Below are 18,516 nucleotides of genomic sequence, written 5' to 3' on the forward strand. Positions count from 1 at the left end.
TATATCTGACGCGCTCTTTAATGCAGCAAAAGCGTGAAATATCTGCTTAGACGCAGCCTGCTTCACATACGGGTACAGCAGTTTGCGTAAACTGGCGCTGAAAATACAGCAAACCCTGATTGTCCTGTTTATTAACATTGATGTACTCAATGGCCACATAAAATACACTGTGACTGCCCATATCATGGCTGTCAATAATACGGCCATGCAGATGAGCCAGTGCCCCCACCAATTGTGGCTGAGTTGTATGCTGGTGATTCTGCCAATCGTGTTGCAAAAAACGTTCATGAGCCGGAATTGAGGTCATACCAGCAAAATGTTCTGCCACATCTTGCTGAGAGGCCGCCAGAACATTTACACATAATTGTCCGTTGGCGCGCAAAATCGGTTGGATACGAGCATTGCGATTGATGCAGAGTAATAGTGTAGGGGGAGAGTCAGTTACCGAAGCGACTGCGGTGAGGGTAATACCATAGCGTCCGGCTTCCCCTTCTGTGGTGATGACATGCACTGCTGCGGCAACTTTCGACATGGCTTCGCGATAAAGTAAAGCCATGGCTGTAGGTGATTGGTTCATGTTGTCAGGGTTCTTTTTCTTCTTTATCAACAGCGATATTAGTAAATTCTTTCAGCAGGGTACCCAGTTGCTGTAGTTTTTCCTGAGTAAAACGCTGCTCCAGCACTTTATAACGGGCATCTACCGCTACACAGAAATCTTCATATAATTTCTCGCCTACTGGCGTTAGCTTCAGAAACACCCTGCGCTGGTCGTTAGACGGTTTCAGGCGTACTACATAATTAAGCCTTTCCAGTCGTGTCAGGATACCGGTGAGGCTGGGGCGTAGAATGCATGCCTGTCTAGCCAGCTCCTGAAAGTCCATGATACCATTTTCTGCCAGTAAGCGGATAATACGCCATTGCTGATCTGTAATTCCGATATCGTTCAGCATGGGTCGGAAATGGGAAAGTAATGCTTCACGAGTCTGAATCAAAATGATGTTGAGGGATGAGTATTTAGATGTGTTTGCCATCTGTTTGCTCCAATCTTTCAGTATATCTAGTTCATATGGCGTATGAATAATGAACCAAGGTATAAGACATTGTTCAGGAATTTTACAGAAGATTATTATAAAATTGAATAATTATGTGTAAATCAAATACAAAATAAAGACATTGTAGTTGTTTAATGGGTTGTTTAATAATTAAATATTCTGATTTTGAAATTATGCACTATTCACAACAGCTATGAAGAAGCCACCAGATTTACAGCATAAGCACATTGTGGCGGATACCCATTTATGCTAATTATGCTGCCGGACTGGTGGCTATCGTGAGAATATAAATAATTTAATTAACGATATTTTTGCAATTGTAAGTGGATTTTGGCCATTCTGTCCTGCAATTGCGCCAGCTCACTGCGGTCTTTTTCAACCAGATGTGCCGGTGCCTTATCGGTATAGCCAGGTTTGGCCAGTTTGGCAGCTATCTTGTCGATGTTTTTCTGAAGTTTTTCAGCTTCTTTTTGCAGGCGTGCTGTTTCAGCTGCTTTATCGACTTCCACTTTCAGCATGAGGCGTGCGCCCTGACACACTGCTACGGGAGCATCGTCACTTTCTGGCAGATGTGCCACCTGTGTGGCTTCACTCAGACGTGCCATCAATGGCAAATAGGGTAGTAACGTGCTTAAATCAGCAGCACTTTCAAGTAACAGTGGCACTTTCACACTCATCGCCAGCCCCATTTCGCCGCGTAGATTGCGAACGGAATTAACCAGTTCCTGCAAATAATGCATCTGGTCTACAGCTTCGCTGTTAATCAGGCTACTGTCAGGTTGTGGCCAATCTGCCAGCATAATGCTGTCGGTGTTTTTAGCATTAGCTAATGGTGCGATGGTTTGCCATAGCTCTTCTGTAATAAACGGCATAATCGGATGCAATAAGCGCAATACTGTTTCCAGTACCCGTACCAGTGTGCGTCGTGTAGCACGCTGTTGTGCTTCGTCACCGCGCTGAAGCTGGGTTTTAGCTAGCTCAACGTACCAGTCGCAGTATTCATTCCAGATAAATTCATATAAAGTTTGTGCCGCCATGTCGAAGCGGTATGTATCTAATTCTTCGCTAACGGCAGAAATGGTTTGTTGCAAACGAGTCAGCAGCCATTTATCCACAAAACTGTAGCTTAACGGCAGACTTTCATCCTGTCCGCAGTCGTGGTTTTCAATATTCATTAGCACGAAGCGGCTGGCATTCCACAATTTATTACAGAAATTGCGATAGCCTTCAGCGCGTTTGAAATCAAAGTTGATACTGCGGCCAAGACTAGCATAGCTTGCCATGGTAAAGCGCAGTGCGTCGGCACCAAATACCGGTATGCCGTCTGGAAACAGCTTTTGTGTCGCTTTAATGACCTGAGGTGCTTTTTCCGGCCGGCGTAAACCAGTCGTGCGTTTCACGAGCAGGTTTTCCAAATCGATACCATCAATCAAATCCACCGGATCAATGACATTGCCTTCGGATTTGGACATTTTCTTGCCTTCATTGTCGCGCACGATACCGTGAATATACACATCGTGAAACGGCACTTTACCGGTAAAGTGAGTAGTCATCATAATCATGCGTGCTACCCAGAAGAAAATGATTTCATAGCCGGTTACCAGCACCTGAGAGGGCAGGAACGCCTTTAATTCAGGTGTATCTTCCGGCCAGCCCAGCGTAGAAAAAGGCACCAGTGCCGAAGAAAACCATGTATCCAGCACATCTTCATCACGTGTTAATACCGCATCCGTACCGGCCTGTTCCTGTGCTTCGGCGGCATTGCGTGCCACATACACGCGGCCGTTCTGGTCATACCATGCCGGTATCTGATGTCCCCACCATAGTTGGCGTGAGATACACCAATCCTGAATGTTATTCATCCATTGATTATAGGTGTTGACCCAGTTTTCTGGAATAAAGCGTATTTGTCCGCTTTCCACTGCATGAATACATTTTTCTGTTAAGGATTTGCCTTTAAATTCTGATTCTGGTTCTGGATGCGCTACATCGTTGTTGGCGCTACGCGTCATGGCCACAAACCATTGGTTGGTCAGCATCGGTTCAATCACACTGCCAGTGCGGTCACCCTTAGGCGTCATCAGTTTGTGTTCTTCAACCTTAAGAAGTAGACCTTCTGCTTCCAAATCGGCCACCATTTGTTTGCGCGCAGCAAAGCGGTCCAGACCAGCATATTTAGCTGGCAGTTCGATACCAGCTTGTTCTTGCCCCTGAAAATCAAATACTTCAGCCTGAGGAAGGATTTTTGCTTCCAGACTGAGGACATTAATCAGTGCCGTCTGATGGCGTTTACCTACTTCATAGTCATTGAAGTCGTGTGCTGGTGTGATTTTCACACAGCCGGTACCAAATTCTTTATCCACATATTCATCGGCAATCACCGGAATAGTACGGCCGGATAAAGGCAATATCAGTTGTTTCCCGATAAAGCCAGCATAACGTTCATCGTCAGGATGGACGGCTACTGCTACATCACCGAGCAAGGTTTCTGGGCGGGTAGTGGCCACAATCAAGCCATTATCTGGATCATCAGCCAGTGGATAACGGATGTGCCACATATGGCCGTTTTCTTCAATATTTTCCACTTCCAAATCAGATACCGCAGTACCCAATACTGGGTCCCAGTTCACCAGCCGTTTACCACGGTAAATCAGCCCTTGCTCAAACAGCCGTACAAATACTTCGGTCACGACTTTTGCTCGCTTATCATCCATGGTGAAATATTCACGGCTCCAGTCTACCGAACATCCTACACGGCGCATTTGTTCGGCCATGGTACCGCCGGAAAATTTTTTCCAGTCCCATATTTTGGCGATAAATGCTTCTCGACCCAACTCATGACGGGAAATATTTTCCACAGCCAGCTGTCGTTCCACCACTATTTGTGTTGCAATACCAGCATGGTCTGAGCCAGGAATCCAGCACACATTTTCACCTTTCATGCGGTGATAACGGGTGAGTCCGTCCATAATGGTCTGGTTGAATGCATGTCCCATATGCAGCGTACCAGTTACGTTTGGCGGGGGGAGCTGAATAGAGAACGACGGTTTGCTTAAATCCATTGACGGGGCAAAATAGCCGCGTTCTTCCCATTGCTGATACAAGCGGGTTTCAATTTCACTGGGAGAATATTGGGTGTTTAACATGGTTAATGAGTAGCAAAAAATCAAAAAATAAGAGTCTGATTATAACTCATGCGTAGAAGCATGGTTTAAGACGATGCACTTTTATCAGATTGTGAACAGAAACAATTAGCTTTTAAATTTTAATAGAATAATATTTAGCCATATGCTTCTTTACTTCGATAAGCTTTTCTAACCAGGACAGTATGCTTTACAAGCCTATGCGCTGAATACAGGCTGGCCAGAACAATTAAAGCAGCAAGCAAAAAGGTATTTTAGTGTCAAGATATTCATCTGATGCTGACATCAAATAAAATATCAACACAGCCTCAATAAGTTGTTTTTTATGGCATATGTGCCAGCATTAAGCCGACGTAGCTGGGAAGGAAATTAAGTTTGTGGTTAAAAATAAATTTTGTTGAACATTGTACCGGAAAAGGTGACATATTTTGGCTGAGAAGAGGTAGGAGCATATATCTGTGCATGTAGTTTATAGTATGTCGTGATTGCGGGCTCGTTGCTTTCTGGTACTGTTGATAACATGTTATTTCTATTTTTTTGTCATTCTATAGATAGTGGCAGAACTAAGTTGAAACCATGTTTATAGTTGTTTTAGTTTAAGAATGGTACAAGCAGTAACTAAAATAATTTCATTAATGTCTAAAGTATAACAGCTTAAGGTGTGAGCATAAGGAGTAATATTATCCTAATGTATTAATTGGCTTGTGAAGTAGCCATAGTGCAAATGGCTTAGAATAGATAATTAAAATCTGGAAATAGCTAAAAACAAAAATCTATGTCTGAATCTAAGTATAAATAATTACCCCTGAATAATAGTGATTTACAGGCATATTCAGGGGAAAGTTTTTAAAGGGTGATTAAATAATGTGTCCGTTTATCTGAGGATAATCAGCGGTAATAATCATGTCTGTTACTGCCATCGAAAGCAGCCTGTTTTAAGACAACACTTCCTAAAAGCTGCGGCCAGAACCGCACGGGCAACGGTCATTGCGCCCGAGCTTTTCATGCAGAACTTTATCGCCATGCACAATCCGCACCAGACCACGTTTTACACTGGTTTCAGACGGGTAGCCTTTGCGGCGTTTGCTGGTTGGCTCAAAAAAAGCCTTTATCATTAAATTTACGCATCATTGTACTCCTTATGTTATATTGAAGTAATCAAGACAAATTTAATTGTCATGATTATTTTAGACTAAATGCATAATAATGTACAGTGTCAGATAAAAAAACTGCCTGAATTAAAATTCAGGCAGTGCGTTAGGAGGAGAAATTATTGCGGCATAATACCTTTCATGCCTTTAGCTAGACGCATCAGCTTGCCCATGCCGCCTTTGGTAAATGATTTCATCATTTTCTGCGATTGTTCAAACTGGCGAAGCATTTTATTTACTTCCTGCACACTGACACCGGAGCCATTGGCAATACGGCGTTTGCGGCTGGCCTTAATCAACTGAGGGTTGGCGCGCTCTTTGGCCGTCATCGAATTAATAATGGCCTCCACCCGACCCATAGCTTTTTCAGCGGTGCCTTCTGGAACCTGCTTGGCCATTTGTCCCATGTCTCCTGGCAGTTTGGACATAATCGATTCAATACCGCCCATTTTGCGCATCTGCTGAATCTGTGCTTTAAAGTCATTCAGGTCAAAACCTTTGCCTTTGTGCAGCTTTTTTGCCATCTGCTGCGCGGTTTTTTCATCAATGCCTTTCTGCACGTCTTCAATCAAAGACAGTACATCACCCATCCCCAGAATGCGCGAGGCTAGACGGTCTGGATAAAATGGTTCAAGACCATTGATTTTTTCGCCTACACCGATAAATTTAATCGGCTTACCGGTTACATGGCGTACCGACAGCGCCGCACCGCCACGGGCATCACCGTCCATTTTGGTTAACACTACACCAGTCAGGGGTAGGGTATCATTAAATGCCTGTGCCGTATTTACTGCGTCCTGACCCTGCATGGCATCAACCACAAACAAAGTTTCCACCGGATGAATTGCGGCATGAATTTGTTGGATTTCATCCATCATTTTCTGGTCGATAGCCAGCCGGCCGGCGGTATCCACCATCAGCACATCATAAAAATGCTTTTTAGCGTGATCCAATGCATTTAAGGCTATGTTTACTGGTTGCTCACCTTCGTGTGACGGAAAAAAGTCCACTTCAACCTGCTGAGCCAGTAATTTTAATTGCTCAATCGCAGCCGGTCGGTATACGTCTGCAGAAACTACCAGCACCTTTTTCTTCTGGTCATTTTTCAGCAAGCGTGCCAGTTTGCCGACAGTAGTGGTTTTACCAGCCCCCTGTAAACCGGCCATCAGAATCACTGCCGGAGGCACTGCTGCCAGATTCAGACTACTGTTCTGCGTGCCCATCAGCTCGGTGAGCGCATCATTTACCACACCGATAAATGCTTGTCCGGGTGTCAGGCTGCCAATGACTTCTTGGCCCACTGCACGTTCTTTTACTGAAGCCATAAATGTTTTTACAACTGGCAGGGCAACATCGGCTTCTAATAATGCCATGCGTACTTCACGCAAAGCATCTTTGATATTGTCTTCACTCAAACGCGCTTGTCCGCGCAGGGTTTTCGCAATTTTACTAAAGCGATCTGATAGATTATCTAACATCGGAACCATCTCCGGCTAATTGTAAGCAGCCTGTATCTGTCGGGTGAAAATTGCCAGTTTCTGGTCAATTCACACAGTAAATGGGTAGGATAAGAAGCAATTTGGTTATAAAATGGCAACCTGTTGTGATGCCTGCCCAGTTTCTGAGCAGGCATCACAATAAATAAATGCCTATTTTACACTACGCGCGCCAAATTTTGGCGCGCTATTGCTGCGGAAAAATCATGAGCTTATTGCTGCTGGTGCTTATTTTTGCCTATGCCGCACTTTCGGTGCTGGCCTGGCGGTGTTGGCAACGTCATACTGCTGTGCCCTATCCGTTGCGAGGTGAGCAGCTCTTGTTGCTGTCAGTATTGCTGCTGCATACTTTTACAGTGTGGCAGCCAATGTTGCAGCAACGGGTACTGTTGGTGGGATTTGGTCACGCACTCAATCTGATTACCTGGTTAATGGTGCTGCTGTATTGGGTGGGTAGTTTTCGCTATCGTTTACAGGGGTTGCAGCTGGCGCTGTTTCCCTGTTCGGCAGCGGTGCTGCTGTTGGCTTGGCTGCTGCCTGGTCAGCCTACCGCTTATCCCATGCATAATAGCGCATTCATGATACATGTTTTGTCGGCATTGTTGGCGTATGCCCTATTTGGCATCACCACATTGCTGGCGGTGCTGATGCTGGTTCGTAACCATTATCTGCATCGACGCAAAACAGTACCTCAGCAATCTTTTCTGCCGCCATTGCTGTCCATTGAGAAATTAATGTTTCAGGGTCTGCAAGCAGGATTTGTGCTGCTGACTATTGCGGCAGTTAGTGGCACTGTGTTTTCCGAGGCCGTGTTTGGCGAGCCGGCACGCTTAACCCATAAAACGGTGTTTGGCGTGCTGTCGTGGCTAATCTATTTGGTTATCCTGCTCCGACACCATACACAGGCGTGGCGCGGAAAAAAAGTGGCATGGTGGGTCATTGTGTCATTTGTCAGCCTAATGCTGGCTTATTTTGGCAGCAAGTTTGTGCTGGAAATTTTGTTTTAGTCTTTTTGTTTTAACTAGTAACACCCTGATTTGTAACCATAGGATATTTGAATGAGTGACTTACAATCGTCAGTTGACAGCCATAAGAAGAGCGCAGCTGAACAACGTTTAGCCACACCTGAAGGACGACGGGAATTTATTAAGGCAACACTTTCCTGCTGGCTTGGTACCACCATGGAATATGTGGATTTTGCTTTATACGGCCTCGCCGCAGGCCTAGTATTTGGAGATGTGTTTTTCCCTGAATTAACCCAGACAATTGCTTTGCTTTCAAGTTTTGCCACTTATTCAGTAGGCTTTATTGCACGCCCAATTGGTGCCGTTTTCTTTGGGCGCATGGGTGACCGCAAAGGAAGAAAATTTGTACTGGTCACTACCATCGCTCTGATGGGTATTTCCACCACTCTGATTGGTTTTATTCCCAGCTATGCCACTATCGGCCTATGGGCACCTCTGATGCTGGTGATATTGCGTTTTGTGCAAGGCTTTGGCGCCGGTGCCGAGCTTTCTGGTGCTACAGTTATGCTCGGAGAATATGCTCCACCCAGACACCGCGGCCTGATTGCGTCTATTATTGGCATTGGTTCCAACAGTGGCACATTGGTGGCGTCTGCGGTATGGTTATTGGTGTTAATGCTTGATCCAGAAGATGTGAATAGCTGGGGCTGGCGTATTCCGTTTATTCTCAGTGCCTTGATTGCGGTTGCTGCCACACTTATCCGCCGCCATGTACGCGAAACACCCGTATTTGAGCAGGAACAGAACGAATCAAAACAATCTGATTCACAAACTACTAATGCCAAACCGGCACCAGCTGCCAAAACTTCATTCCTGGCACGTAATAAAGCATTTTTTGTGATGCTGGGCTTGCGAATCGGCGAAAATGGCCCATCTTACCTCGCGCAAGGATTCGTAATCGGCTATGTAGTTAAAATACTGCATGTCAATAAAACTGTGGCTACCACTGCGGTATTTGTTGCCTCATTGCTAGGATTCTTTGTGATTCCTTTTGCTGGTTGGTTGTCTGACCGCTACGGACGCCGTATCGTTTATCGCTGGTTCTGCTTTCTGCTGATGCTGTATGCCGTGCCAGCTTATATGTTTTTGGAAACGCGGGACCCTTTTATCGTAGCTAGCATTATTGTTGTAGGTATGTGTCTGGCTTCATTGGGTATTTTTGGTGTGCAGGCAGCCTATGGCGTAGAATTGTTTGGCGTGCGCAACCGCTATTCCAAAATGGCATTAGCCAAAGAACTGGGTGGCATTCTATCTGGCGGTACCGCAGCATTAGTTGCTTCAGCCTTATTTGATCATTATAAAACTTGGTGGCCGATTGCCATATACTTTGTTTTAATGGCTGGTATTGGCTTTATCACTACATTCTTCGCTCCTGAAACTCGTGGTCGCGATCTGAATGCAGTGGAAGACGCCATTTAGAGCTTATACAATCTGATTGAAACATCTATAACGGAGTCAGAGCTACTGACTCCGTTGCAATTGAGGCATAGGTAATCCTTATGAAGCGCATCGTGATTGACTGTGATCCGGGTAATGGCATTGCAGGCGCAAATGTAGATGATGGTTTGGCATTGGCACTGGCACTGGCTGCAGACTCAATCAAACTCGAACTCATTACCATCGTAGCCGGTAATACTCCGCGCGACACCGGCTATCAGGTCGCTCGCCAACTGATGCGGGAACTAAATCAGAGTATTCCTGTCGTTAAAGGTGCCGCACAGGCACTGATAGAGCCTGCTGCTCCTTGGCGCGAACAGCTGGATAATAACGTACGCAAACAAGGTCTGCTGTCACTGTGGGACAGTTTACCTCCGGTACTGCCACTCAATGATAACAGTGCACCGCATGCAGCACAGGCGATTGGTGAGCTTGTGTGCAGCAATCCCGGCGAAATTACTGTGGTGGCAATCGGTCCGTTAACCAATATCGCTCACACAATTCAGCTTTATCCCGATTTCGCCCGTTCTGTGGCCGAAATTGTTATTATGGGTGGTGTTTTTAAAGTAGAAGGCTATTTGAAAGATACCAATTTTGCCGTTGATCCTGAAGCTGCCAAAATTGTAATTGAAAGTGGAGCCAATATCACCCTAGCACCACTGGATGCCACCACACAGACTATGCTCACACATCAGGATCTGGATAGGCTAGAAAAATTTGCTAATCCGCTTACTGACTTTATCGTCCGCACCTCACGTCCGTGGATGGACTATTCCATTCAAACTCGCCATCTGGCTGGTTGCTGGATTCACGACGTATTATGCGTTGCTAAACTGATAGACAGTAATGTTGCTACCTCGTCACCTTATATTGTAGATGTATCCACCACCCGCGACTGTACCCGTGCCAGCAGCCGGCGCTGGAAAGAAGGCACACTGCGGCTTACTGTAGGCATGCCTGAAGTGAAACATAGTCCAATCAATGTAATGGAACACGTCGATAACCAGCGTCTACTGGAGATAATTTTCAACGCATTGGGTCAGTTCCGCTGCTGAAAAGCAAAGACAAGCCATACCAGTAGCTTAAAATTTTCATAAAGTCATTAATCACAATAAAACGGTTCTAATTAACCTGCCGTTGCCAGAACGCTAAATTGCAGTACAGATATTGCAATTGTTTAAGCGTATCGTTAGGATAAACGCGTAATACAAGAGAAATCAGCAGGTATTTATTGTGAACGTAATCATTACACATTATTCTTTTCCTGTTTTGTTGCGACACAAAACAGGAGAGTAGTATGTTAACCAAAATCAGCCAGAAGCTACCCGAGTTATCAGCGGCTGAAAAACGCGTAGCCGAATGCGTACTGGCACAAACCAAATGGTTTGTGCATGCAGCCGTGGCTAATATTGCTAAAGAAGCACGTGTCAGCCAGCCTACCGTCATCCGTTTTTGCCGCAGCATGGGTTACAGCGGTCTACCCGAATTCAAGCTTAATCTCTCTGCTAGCATTGGCCACGAAGGCATGCCTTATGTGCATGAAGAACTCAACAGCACTGATTCCATGCAGGATGTGCTGAACAAAGTCATTGCCAATACGGCCGCTACTGTACTCGGTAGCCGCAAATCTCTGAACGCTTCCGAACTGGATACTGCTGTCAGAATGATGGCTACAGCACGGCGCATCGAATTTTATGGTGCTGGCAATTCCGGTATCGTGGCTATGGATGCACAGCACAAATTGTTTCGCTTTGGTCTTTCCACCGTGGCGTATACCGACAGTCATGTACAACTGATGGCAGCAGCTGTATTGTCACCGCAGGATGTGCTGGTGGTGATTTCCCATTCCGGTTCTTCACGTGATTTATTAGACGCCATTAAAATTGCCAAAGGCAATGGTGCCCGAATTATCGGCCTTACCCGTGCCGGTTCACCGGTAGCGCAGGTCTGCGACTGCGTTATAAGCGTGGTTACTCCTGAAGACAGTGAAAAGTACACTCCCATGATTTCACGTCTGTTGCAGCTGATGGTTATCGACATGCTTACCATCGGGTTGGCATTACATCTGGGTGAGAACGTTAGTGAAATGCTGGCTAAAACCAAAGCCGGTGTTAAGCTGAAATTTCTGCAACACTGATGACAATAGTGACATAAGTACCCGTCTGATTTATCTGAAGCATTACAACAATTAACCGAATTGAAGCAGCTTCAGGTATGATTCAACCTCAAAATCTTTGGTAATCCTGCTATTCAAATCGAAACTAAACTGGCTGCACGATAAAGCCACTTGGATTATAGCCGGATTAAAAACTTAAATTGTTCGCCATGGAATAAGCGCAAGTGAGTAATAAAACCCGACAAATCAAACGTCAAGCCGAACAACAATCTGCCAAAAAAAACACTACTGCAACAGCCGCTGAGCAAAAACGAGGTTCTGCTGTATTGGTAGGCATAGTGGGCGCCTGTCTACTGGCAGGTGGTCTTTATATTGGCGGCTGGTTTAATCTGGTAACACCGGCACAAATTCAGCGGTGCGAAACTGAAGTGAAACAAACTTATCCACAGTTAGCTGACCAGCAGGCTTTGCTGCCCAAATGTAATAACCGCCATATGATTGAAGGTATGAGTAGTCCAGCTAGCCAGAAACTGAGTGCCAAACAAGTATTAGACAGTCTGGACGTGGGCAAAACGGTTGATCTGGTTTCTATGTTTATCGGAGGCGCGCTGATTGGAGCAGCCATCGCCGCTTTTGCTGCCAGCTACCGTATTTTTCAGCGCAAGCGTGGCAAAAGCGTGGACTGATACAATTGTAATTTCTATCAACCCAGCATATTAATGAAAGATGGACTAATAAATACTGTATTATTAACCATTATTAACCAATGATATTAAATACAGACATGAGTAAAAAACTTATCCAAACATGGTTTACCGCTGTTGTTTTCCTGTTGCTCAGCCTGAATGCCTATGCACAGAAACCTTTTCATCTGCAAAACGGCGACCTGATATTTATAGAAGAATGCGATGGTGGTATGAACAGCGCCATCAAAGCGGCTACCAGTGGGCTTGATGGCTATAACTTTACCCATGTTGGCATCGTCTGGCAGAAAAAAAACGGTCAGACTAGCATCATTGAGGCCACTCCGCCTAAAGTCAGAATTACACCAGTGCAAACCTATTTGCATCCGAAAAATCAACAATGTGTACCGCGTGCTGTGGTTGGCCGTCTTAAAGCCCAATATCAGCCTTTGATACCAGCTGCCATTACATCGGCCAGACAAAAAGTGGGTAAACCATACGATAATGCCTTTAATATTCACAACGACCAATATTACTGCTCCGAATTAATCTACCAGATTTTCAAAGAAGCCAATCATGGTAAAGAAGTATTTCCATTGCGCGCCATGACCTTCAAATCTAAGGAAACCGGCGAATTTCCAGTTTACTGGGTAGAGCATTTCAAAAAGATGGGCATTCCGATTCCTGAAGGAGAACAAGGAAACAACCCCGGAGATATGTCGCGTTCAGATTTAATTGATATAGTGCATTTTTATCAGTAATTAACGTATAAAACAGGACTTCTTTATTCTGTCTATCTGGTAGACTGGATAAAAAGTCCTGATATAAAATCAGCTATTTATATTGTAATCATTAACTCACTGTATTCTATTTAGTCCGTTTAAATAAAACACAGCTCTTGCTTTTAAAAAATCCAGTAGAGAAAAAATGTAATCTCTCTAATCAATCTAAGAGAGATTTGTTTTCCAATTGCTGAAAATAATTATTAATTTATATGATATTGTCTCGGATTTTCCGATATCAGATAATCGATAAAGTGGAAATAAATTCTGCAACAGTCTCTTAGGCTAAATAACGGCTAAAACTTGCCAAATTGAAGCAATGGGTATTAGTTTTGAATGAAGGCAAATCGAAAGCTAAATCATAGTTTAATATCAGTATCATTACTGACTTGGTGCTAAATATTTTGTTTTGACCCAAATAATAAAAATAGTTAATTAGTCATTCAAAAAATAAACTAAAAATTATTCGTCGCATGAGCAAGAAGCTTGGGCTAACCTAATACCTGTTTCACCGGCATGGCAGCGCTGTTGAGACTCAATCAATTCAAGCTATTTTTTATTATTTCACTGTTGTATCTACTTAGATTATTATTGAATAAGCTTACATTTATCAATTATAATGTTGCTTTCATTATTATCTGTAAAGATATGCCATTTACTGTTCTGAAATCGGTTTTTGGCGTGAATAAAAATTTATTCTGGCTCTAATTTATTGTGTTAAATCGGAATTTTTGATAAGTGTCTTCAGCTAGCGTACCCTCTCCAGCACAGGAAATAAAAAGGGGGCTTATTACCGCTCTGCCTCTTATGCTCAGCTTTATTCCATTCGCAATGGTATTGGGCGCACAGGCTATCCAGAAGGGCATGAGCACAGGCGAAATATCTCTGCTTACTGCTCTGAACTTTGCTGGTGGTTCTGAATTCGTTGCCGTTAATTTATGGACATCTCCGCCACATCTGCTCCTCATTGCTCTGATGACTTTACTCGTCAATAGCCGTCATATTCTTATGAGTGCAGCACTTACACCGTACCTAAGCGCATTGAGTAAACGTAAAGTACTAGCCTCCCTCTTTTTTATGTGTGATGAAAGCTGGGCACTGACAGTTACCGATATTAAAAAATCTCCTGCGCAGACATTCAGTTATTACTTTTTTCTCGCTAGTGGTATTGGCCTGTATCTGTCCTGGATGGGTTTCACTACCTTAGGTGCTTTGATAGGCCCGCTTATTGGCGATGTCTCCCATTATGGTTTTGATATGGCCTTTGTTGCCGTCTTTCTGGTTTTAATCAAGGGCATGTGGAAAGGGATTAAAGCTGCTATCCCATGGGTAGTAAGTTTGTTAGTAGCGATCGTTACTTACAATTTGCTGTCAGGTGCTTGGTATGTATTGCTGGGTACACTGGCAGGTCTGGCACTGGCATTTATTATGGCGGCGTATGATTGATTTATCGGCTTTATGTACCATTTTGGCCATGGCGGCAGTAACGTACATTACAAGAATAAGTGGCTATCTATTACTCCGTAGACGAAAACTGAGCCCCCGTCTCACTCGCGTACTGGAATCCATTCCTGGCTGTGTACTGATCGCGGTGATTGCACCGGCTTTTGCTACAACTCAGCCTGCCAATTTATTAGCAGTAATCATCACCCTACTGCTGGCGTGGCGATTTTCTCTATTGCCCACCGTTATTTTAAGTGTCGGCATTACTGCTGTATTGCGCCATTTACTGCTTTATTAAATCAGACTGTTTCATCCGATAATCGCCCTATATTGGATGAAATTATATTTCTATAAATAAAAAATAATGTAAAAACAATTTGTTTTTTCATATCATTCAGTTGCCCCAATCAGAATAAATAAATCAATTCCTGATAAGAAATGCTGAGTAACCAGCACTTAAACACACTGTTTTTCAGGCAAATTAAAATTGTTTTTAGTTGTTAATTATTGTTTTACAAATAATAAAATTATTTTTAACCATCATTTAAATTAAACTTGTATTCGCCGCAAGGGGTGGGAATACTGTTTTTTTTCCGTTAACATGGTAATAGATGTTGTTTCGCAATTCATAATTTAATTACAGAATGATAAAGGAACTAAAATGAGCAATGCATTGATTGAAGCCATTGAAAAACGTCGTACCCAATATACACTTGGCAAGAATATTACTCAGGAGCAGGAAGAAATCACAGCATTGGTAGAACAAGCTGTAAAGCTGTCACCATCTGCTTTTAATTCACAAAGTTCACGCGTTGTGGTTCTATTTAATCAGCAAAGTGAAAAGTTTTGGCATATCGTTATGAATGAATTGCGTGCCATCGTACCAGCCGACAAATTTGCGCCTACCGAAGCCAAAATCAACGGCTTTGCCGCAGGTATTGGTACCATATTGTTTTACGAAGATCAGCAAACCATTGCCGGCCTGCAACAGCAATATCCGAGTTATGCTGAGCAGTTCCCGATTTGGTCAGAGCAAGGTAGCGGTATAGCTCAGTTTGCGGTATGGACAGCACTAGCCAATGCCGGAATCGGTGCCAGCCTGCAACATTATAACCCGTTGCCAGATGCAGCTGCCGCCAAAGAATGGCAAATACCCGATAGTTGGAAACTACGCGCAATGATGCCTTTTGGTTCCAATGAAGCACCTTTCCCTGAGAAAACCTTTATAGACGATACCGAACGCTTCAAAGTTTTTTATTAAATAAAATGCTAAATATTTGCCGTGAATGAAAAGAGAAATTATCCGGCCGGATTGATTATCAATCCGGCTTTCTTTTAATGAGTGACAGAGATGCAATATCTTATTTAATTATTCAGAAAAATAGCTTAACCTTCTCAAAAAATGCGATAAGCAGCAAAATATGTGTAATTTATTTCAAAATATTGATTCTAAACAAAAATATTATTTTTTACTAATTAAAAACCTTTAATTTATATTGGTATTTATATTATTTAAATAAAAATACCAAATAAATACATAAAATAGCAATTTATCATTAATAAGTATTGATAATCGCAATAAAATGCTAATATAGAGTTTATTAATTTTTAATGTATACTGATTTAGGAATATATTCAATATCAGTAATTTTATTTTGTATTTATTTTAAAATCAATTAGATATATTATAATAATGATATTTTTTGTACTTAAATTGCTTAAAATATAAACACTTTTTTTCTTGATATGATGTTCCATTTCATTATCTGATAATAATCAACTCAGTTGTAATTATCGCAATCTAACTTTAGAATTAACCAACTTTAACATTCAATAAGCATTAAATGAAATGCGTTTAAAAAAAATTGTCGTGCTGGTATGGCTGCTGAGCAATGGAATGGCAACTGCTTACGCCTCGCCGGTATCAGAAGTAGCTTCCCAGCTAGACCGTCAGCAGCAACAGCAAATCATTCGCGAACAGCAGCGTCAGCAGCAGTTTCAGCAGCAAATGCAGCCCGAAGTAAATATTCGTTTACAGCCACAAGAAGAAAACCCAACACAGACAGACAAACTGAATACCAACGAAACCCCGTGTTTTGCCATCAACAGCATCATCCTGACAGGAGAAGAAGCCAGCCGGTTCCAGTTTGCCCTAAAAAAAGCACAGCGTCAGAGCCAGTTTACCTCAGGCATGTGCCTAGGCAGCAAAGCCATCAACCAGATCATGACCTTGGCACAGAATGCCGTCATCGAACGTGGCTATACCACCACCCGTATTTTAGCCACACCACAGGATCTTACCAGCGGCATCTTACAGCTCAGCGTCATTCCGGGACGAATCCATACCATTCGTTACAACCTAGATAATGCAGCAACCACCCACGTAGAGCGTATTCGCCGCATCCAGAACGAATTTCCAGCCAGAGCCGGAGACATCCTGAATCTGAGGCAGCTAGAGCAGGGACTGGAAAACCTGCGTCGCGTTCCCACCGCCGAAGCTGATATCCAGATAGTACCGGCTGAAGCACCGAACGAAAGCGACATCGTCATCAGCTGGTCACAACGAACTATTCCCTTTCGTATAAGTTTTAACGCAGACGATTCCGGCAGCCATTCCACAGGGCGTTATCAGGGAGGCGTCACATTATCAGCAGACAATCCCTTAGGACTAAGTGATTTATTTTATATCAACTACAACCATGATTTAGGCAGCAAAGACAGTCAAATAGACAGCGATGGCAACCGCACCGGCAGCGGTACCCGTGGCTATGCACTGCATTACTCAATACCTTATGGCAACTGGCTGATAGCGTATAACCGCAACCATTACCGTTATCATCAGGCCGTAGCCGGATACAACGAAAACTACGACTACAACGGCAAAAGCGACAACAGCGACATCGGACTAACGCGGATGCTGTATCGTGACAGCCACCGCAAAACCGACATCACCGCCAAATTATGGCGTCGGCAATCCCATAATTACGTAAACGATGCCGAAATCGAAGTACAGCAACGGCATACTGCCGGCTGGGCAGTCAACCTAAATCATCAAGAATACATAGGTAATGGCACCGTCAACATCGGAATAGGTTACCGCCGCGGTACCGGCGCTGATCACAGCCTGCGAGCACCCGAAGAAGAATTTGGCGAAGGCACATCGCGCATGAAAATCATCACAGCCGACATCGGCTACACGCAGCCATTCACCTTAGGCAGACAACGCCTCAGCTTCGACAGCTCCCTTCACAGCCAGTGGAACAAAACCCCCTTAATTACCCAAGACCAGCTTTCCATCGGCGGCCGTTATACCGTGCGCGGATTTGACGGCGAAGTCACCCTCATGGGAGAACGAGGCTGGTACTGGAACAACAACCTCAGCTGGCAATATCTAGGTACCCATCAGGTATATCTAGGGCTAGATGTCGGCCACGTTGCCGGCCCCGCCACCGAAATGCAGCTGGGTAAAACACTAGCTGGTGCCGTTATCGGCTTCAAAGGCCAGATGAAAGCCGGTGGCCAGTGGTATTACGACATCTTTGCTGGCAAACCAATATATAAACCACAGTACTTCCGTACCGCCAATACCACCGTTGGCTTCAGTCTCAACTATTCCATATAACACAATCAAACCACACATATCAGAACGCCGTTAGCCCAGACTGTACGGCCGAATAACAGGAAAAATCATGAATAAAAACAGATACAAAGTCATATTCAACAAAAAAAGAGGGATTCTGGTTGCCGTAGCCGAAAACACCATCCGTGAAGGCAAAAGCACCGCAGACCGTAATCAAAGCGGCGGCACCATCTTCAGCAGCCTACTGGCTAGACTACCCGTATTAACCAGCTCTATCCTACTCGGATTAGGTGTATGCGTACTCATTAATCACTCTGCCATAGCAGCAGACATCCATGCCGACCCGTCAGCCCCCAAAAACCAGCAACCCACCATCCTCCAAACCGCCAACGGCATCCCGCAAATCAACATCCAGACCCCGAGCAAAGGCGGCGTATCCATCAACCAGTACCGGCAATTAGACGTCAACAAACAAGGAGCCATCCTCAACAACAGCCGTAAAAGCACCCAGACCAAACAAGCTGGCTGGATACAAGGCAACCCATGGCTGGCCAAAGGCGAAGCCGGCATCATCGTCAACCAAATCAACAGCAGCAATCCCAGCCGGC

16 protein-coding genes are annotated in these 18,516 nt (G+C 44.1%); 11 read left to right on the plus strand and 5 right to left on the minus strand.

Features of this window, described 5'->3' with window-relative positions; genetic code table 11:
• Window positions 1-46: 46 nt before the first annotated feature.
• The 5 genes from hpaC to ffh form a co-directional block, all read right to left on the minus strand.
• Window positions 47-577: a 4-hydroxyphenylacetate 3-monooxygenase, reductase component gene (gene hpaC, locus BHC43_RS03865; protein ID WP_257377977.1), complete on the minus strand. Its 531-nt coding sequence runs from the start codon at window positions 575-577 to the stop codon at window positions 47-49.
• A gap of 4 nt (window positions 578-581) precedes the next feature.
• Window positions 582-1,031 carry a homoprotocatechuate degradation operon regulator HpaR gene (gene hpaR, locus BHC43_RS03870; protein ID WP_100140701.1) on the minus strand — a complete coding sequence of 150 codons (450 nt, stop codon included), beginning with the start codon at window positions 1,029-1,031 and terminating at the stop codon, window positions 582-584.
• 320 nt (window positions 1,032-1,351) lie between these two features.
• On the minus strand, window positions 1,352-4,198 hold the full coding sequence (locus BHC43_RS03875; protein WP_100156566.1) for a valine--tRNA ligase: 2,847 nt from the start codon (window positions 4,196-4,198) through the stop codon (window positions 1,352-1,354).
• Window positions 4,199-5,145: 947 nt separating this feature from the next.
• Window positions 5,146-5,310, minus strand: a complete 165-nt coding sequence (locus BHC43_RS03880) for an SEC-C metal-binding domain-containing protein (RefSeq protein ID WP_100140699.1) — start codon at window positions 5,308-5,310, stop codon at window positions 5,146-5,148.
• A gap of 155 nt (window positions 5,311-5,465) precedes the next feature.
• Window positions 5,466-6,824 carry a signal recognition particle protein gene (gene ffh / locus BHC43_RS03885; RefSeq protein ID WP_100151858.1) on the minus strand — a complete coding sequence of 453 codons (1,359 nt, stop codon included), beginning with the start codon at window positions 6,822-6,824 and terminating at the stop codon, window positions 5,466-5,468.
• A gap of 224 nt (window positions 6,825-7,048) precedes the next feature.
• Between ffh and BHC43_RS03890 the strand changes: the two genes are divergently transcribed.
• The 11 genes from BHC43_RS03890 to BHC43_RS03945 form a co-directional block, all read left to right on the plus strand.
• The gene (locus BHC43_RS03890) at window positions 7,049-7,849 is read left to right on the plus strand and encodes a cytochrome C assembly family protein (RefSeq protein ID WP_100140783.1); all 801 of its coding nucleotides are present in this window, start codon (window positions 7,049-7,051) and stop codon (window positions 7,847-7,849) included.
• 51 nt (window positions 7,850-7,900) lie between these two features.
• Window positions 7,901-9,286: an MFS transporter gene (locus BHC43_RS03895; RefSeq protein ID WP_100156567.1), complete on the plus strand. Its 1,386-nt coding sequence runs from the start codon at window positions 7,901-7,903 to the stop codon at window positions 9,284-9,286.
• A gap of 80 nt (window positions 9,287-9,366) precedes the next feature.
• The gene (locus BHC43_RS03900) at window positions 9,367-10,359 is read left to right on the plus strand and encodes a nucleoside hydrolase (protein WP_100151856.1); all 993 of its coding nucleotides are present in this window, start codon (window positions 9,367-9,369) and stop codon (window positions 10,357-10,359) included.
• 242 nt (window positions 10,360-10,601) lie between these two features.
• The gene (locus tag BHC43_RS03905; protein WP_100140695.1) at window positions 10,602-11,441 is read left to right on the plus strand and encodes a MurR/RpiR family transcriptional regulator; all 840 of its coding nucleotides are present in this window, start codon (window positions 10,602-10,604) and stop codon (window positions 11,439-11,441) included.
• A gap of 203 nt (window positions 11,442-11,644) precedes the next feature.
• Complete coding sequence (locus tag BHC43_RS03910) at window positions 11,645-12,106, plus strand: hypothetical protein (RefSeq protein ID WP_100156568.1); 462 nt, start codon at window positions 11,645-11,647, stop codon at window positions 12,104-12,106.
• A 98-nt stretch (window positions 12,107-12,204) separates the two neighbouring features.
• Complete coding sequence (locus tag BHC43_RS03915) at window positions 12,205-12,864, plus strand: YiiX/YebB-like N1pC/P60 family cysteine hydrolase (protein ID WP_218966461.1); 660 nt, start codon at window positions 12,205-12,207, stop codon at window positions 12,862-12,864.
• Window positions 12,865-13,623: 759 nt separating this feature from the next.
• Window positions 13,624-14,331, plus strand: coding sequence for an AzlC family ABC transporter permease (locus tag BHC43_RS03925; RefSeq protein ID WP_257377978.1), 708 nt, complete (start codon window positions 13,624-13,626; stop codon window positions 14,329-14,331).
• Complete coding sequence (locus tag BHC43_RS03930; RefSeq protein ID WP_100140690.1) at window positions 14,324-14,626, plus strand: AzlD family protein; 303 nt, start codon at window positions 14,324-14,326, stop codon at window positions 14,624-14,626. Before BHC43_RS03925 ends, BHC43_RS03930 begins: the two co-directional genes overlap by 8 nt.
• Before the next feature lie 363 nt (window positions 14,627-14,989).
• Window positions 14,990-15,589: a nitroreductase family protein gene (locus tag BHC43_RS03935; RefSeq protein ID WP_100156571.1), complete on the plus strand. Its 600-nt coding sequence runs from the start codon at window positions 14,990-14,992 to the stop codon at window positions 15,587-15,589.
• A 588-nt stretch (window positions 15,590-16,177) separates the two neighbouring features.
• A complete protein-coding gene (locus BHC43_RS03940) occupies window positions 16,178-17,950 on the plus strand; it encodes a ShlB/FhaC/HecB family hemolysin secretion/activation protein (RefSeq protein ID WP_218966462.1) in 1,773 nt (590 codons plus the stop codon).
• Window positions 17,951-18,017: 67 nt separating this feature from the next.
• A partial coding sequence (locus BHC43_RS03945; protein ID WP_144078734.1) for a two-partner secretion domain-containing protein occupies window positions 18,018-18,516 on the plus strand: 499 nt, incomplete at its 3' end.

The organism is Snodgrassella alvi (assembly GCF_002777855.1).
In the GTDB taxonomy this organism is placed as follows: Bacteria; Pseudomonadota; Gammaproteobacteria; order Burkholderiales; family Neisseriaceae; genus Snodgrassella; species Snodgrassella alvi_E.

Coding starts and splice junctions, on each gene's coding strand:
- hpaC (WP_257377977.1), bottom strand. CDS start 577: ATGAACCAATCACCTACAGCCATGGCTTTACTTTATCGCGAAGCCATG.
- hpaR (WP_100140701.1), bottom strand. CDS start 1,031: ATGGCAAACACATCTAAATACTCATCCCTCAACATCATTTTGATTCAG.
- BHC43_RS03875 (WP_100156566.1), bottom strand. CDS start 4,198: ATGTTAAACACCCAATATTCTCCCAGTGAAATTGAAACCCGCTTGTAT.
- BHC43_RS03880 (WP_100140699.1), bottom strand. CDS start 5,310: ATGATAAAGGCTTTTTTTGAGCCAACCAGCAAACGCCGCAAAGGCTAC.
- ffh (WP_100151858.1), bottom strand. CDS start 6,824: ATGTTAGATAATCTATCAGATCGCTTTAGTAAAATTGCGAAAACCCTG.
- BHC43_RS03890 (WP_100140783.1), top strand. CDS start 7,049: ATGAGCTTATTGCTGCTGGTGCTTATTTTTGCCTATGCCGCACTTTCG.
- BHC43_RS03895 (WP_100156567.1), top strand. CDS start 7,901: ATGAGTGACTTACAATCGTCAGTTGACAGCCATAAGAAGAGCGCAGCT.
- BHC43_RS03900 (WP_100151856.1), top strand. CDS start 9,367: ATGAAGCGCATCGTGATTGACTGTGATCCGGGTAATGGCATTGCAGGC.
- BHC43_RS03905 (WP_100140695.1), top strand. CDS start 10,602: ATGTTAACCAAAATCAGCCAGAAGCTACCCGAGTTATCAGCGGCTGAA.
- BHC43_RS03915 (WP_218966461.1), top strand. CDS start 12,205: ATGAGTAAAAAACTTATCCAAACATGGTTTACCGCTGTTGTTTTCCTG.
- BHC43_RS03930 (WP_100140690.1), top strand. CDS start 14,324: ATGATTGATTTATCGGCTTTATGTACCATTTTGGCCATGGCGGCAGTA.
- BHC43_RS03935 (WP_100156571.1), top strand. CDS start 14,990: ATGAGCAATGCATTGATTGAAGCCATTGAAAAACGTCGTACCCAATAT.
- BHC43_RS03940 (WP_218966462.1), top strand. CDS start 16,178: ATGCGTTTAAAAAAAATTGTCGTGCTGGTATGGCTGCTGAGCAATGGA.